Origin of the sequence: Haloactinopolyspora sp. (assembly GCF_027324685.1) — a bacterium.
Classification (GTDB): Bacteria; Actinomycetota; Actinomycetes; order Jiangellales; family Jiangellaceae; genus Haloactinopolyspora.
Window position 1 is genome coordinate 1 of sequence record NZ_DAHVSH010000009.1, and the last position, 2,063, is coordinate 2,063.

The window sequence follows — 2,063 nt, forward strand, 5'->3', positions numbered from 1 at the left end:
CGGGCTCGTTGACTGCATGGTCGGCGAGACAGCAGTGCGGCCACCGCGTGATCCTTTCGAGTGAACCTTCCACAGCACTCTCGATTGGAGCATCACGATGACCGCACCTCATATTGTCGACCCTGTCGGCCTGCTTGGCGAGGCCCTCGCGGAGGCGTCGCCGGACCTGATGCGATCGCTGTTGCAGACGGTGATCAACGCCCTGCTCTCGGCGGATGTGGACGCGGTTGTGGGCGCGGAGTGGGGCAAGCAGTCCCCGGGCCGCCTCGCGCAGCGCAACGGCTACCGGCATCGGGACCTGGACACCCGGGTCGGCACGGTCGACGTCGCGATCCCTAAACTCAGGAAGGGCAGCTACTTCCCCGAGTGGCTACTCGAGCGGCGCAAGCGCTCGGAGTCCGCGCTGATCACGGTGGTCGCTGACTGCTACCTCGCCGGCGTCTCGACTCGCCGGATGGACAAGCTGGTGAAGACCCTGGGCATCGACTCGTTGTCGAAGTCGCAGGTGTCCCGGATGGCCGCTGACCTGAACGAGCACGTCGAGCAGTTCCGCCACCGGCCCCTCGATGCGGCGGGCCCGTTCACGTTCGTGGCCGCGGACGCGCTGACGATGAAGGTCCGCGAGGGCGGCCGCGTCGTCAACGCCGTGGTTCTGATCGCTACGGGGGTCAACGGCGACGGGCACCGCGAGGTCCTGGGCATGCGGGTGGCGACCAGTGAGACCGGGCCGGCGTGGAACGAGTTCTTCGCCGACCTCGTCGCCCGCGGCCTGTCCGGCGTCAAGCTCGTCACCAGCGACGCCCACGCCGGCCTGCGCGAGGCCATCGCCGCGAACCTGCCCGGCGCGACCTGGCAGCGGTGCAGGACGCACTACGCGGCCAACCTCATGAGCGTCACCCCGAAGTCGATGTGGCCGGCGGTCAAGGCCATGCTGCACAGCGTCTACGACCAGCCCGACGCCGAGGCGGTGCACGCCCAGTTCGACCGGCTGCTCGACTACGTCGCCGAGAAGCTGCCCGCGGTGGCCGAGCACTTGGCCGAAGCCCGCGCGGACATCCTGGCGTTCACCGGCTTCCCGAAAGACGTCTGGTCCCAGATCTGGTCCAACAACCCCTCCGAGCGACTGAACAAGGAAATCCGCCGCCGCACCGACGCCGTAGGCATCTTCCCCAACCGGGACGCCATCATCCGCCTCGTCGGCGCCGTCCTGGCCGAACAGACCGACGAATGGGCCGAAGGCCGCCGCTACCTCGGCCTCGAAGTCCTCACCCGCTGCCGCCTGACCCCCGTCACCCACCACGACAAGGAACCCACCAACGACCAAACCCTCGCCCTGACCGCCTAACACCCCCGAACGGGATCACCCAAGCGCCACACCACTACCGGGGACTTGACCTGGAGTCACAGTATGGAGAACGAGCGGTTACGCATGACAATGAGCAAGCGGGGCTTTACCGCACAAGCACTCGCCGCCCAGGTTGGTGTGGATTCCAAGACTGTCGAGCGGTGGGTGAGCACTGGCCGCGTGCCCTATGTCCGCACTGCAGTTCAAGCTGCCGAAGTGTTGGAGGAAGATGTCATGTTCCTCTGGCCGACGTTGCGCCGCGGACGCACCGGCAAGGCCGTGTCGGCCGAAGTGGTCGCGGTCTACGAGCAACGTGCACGGATATCGCCTGCGATGTGGCGGCAGTTTTTCGAACAGGCGTCGGAGTGGATCGACATCCTGGTGTATGCAGCGAACCATCTGCACGAATCGATACCTGGGTTTGTCGATCTATTGGTGGACAAGGCCCGCGAGGGCTGTCAGGTCCGCGTCACGGTCGGAGATCCCACGTCCCCGAACGTCGCAGCACGTGGAGCTGAGGAACGATTCGGTCTCGGCATCCAGAGCCGCTGTGAGCTCGCACTGATGTACTACCAGCCACTCGCTGACCGCTCCGGTGCTGAAGTTCGAATGCACGGAACGACGCTGTACAACAGCATCTACCGTTCCGACCAAGAGCTCCTCGTCAACTCGCATCTATGGGGAATCAACGCGTTCGGCGCGCCGATTTGGCACTTGC

2 protein-coding genes are annotated in these 2,063 nt (G+C 65.7%); both read left to right on the forward strand.

Going from position 1 to position 2,063, the window contains the following annotated elements; all coding sequences use genetic code 11:
- Nucleotides 1–97 precede the first annotated feature (97 nt).
- Entirely contained in the window at nt 98–1,345 is a 1,248-nt protein-coding gene (locus M6444_RS01700) for an IS256 family transposase (RefSeq protein ID WP_298322274.1), read from the forward strand.
- Nucleotides 1,346–1,408: 63 nt separating this feature from the next.
- Nucleotides 1,409–2,063, forward strand: a 655-nt coding sequence (locus M6444_RS01705) for a helix-turn-helix transcriptional regulator (protein ID WP_298322306.1), incomplete at its 3' end; no start/stop codon positions are given.

Excerpts from the sequence above, each read along its gene's own strand:
- M6444_RS01700 (WP_298322274.1), top strand. The coding sequence starts at position 98 with ATGACCGCACCTCATATTGTCGACCCTGTCGGCCTGCTTGGCGAGGCC.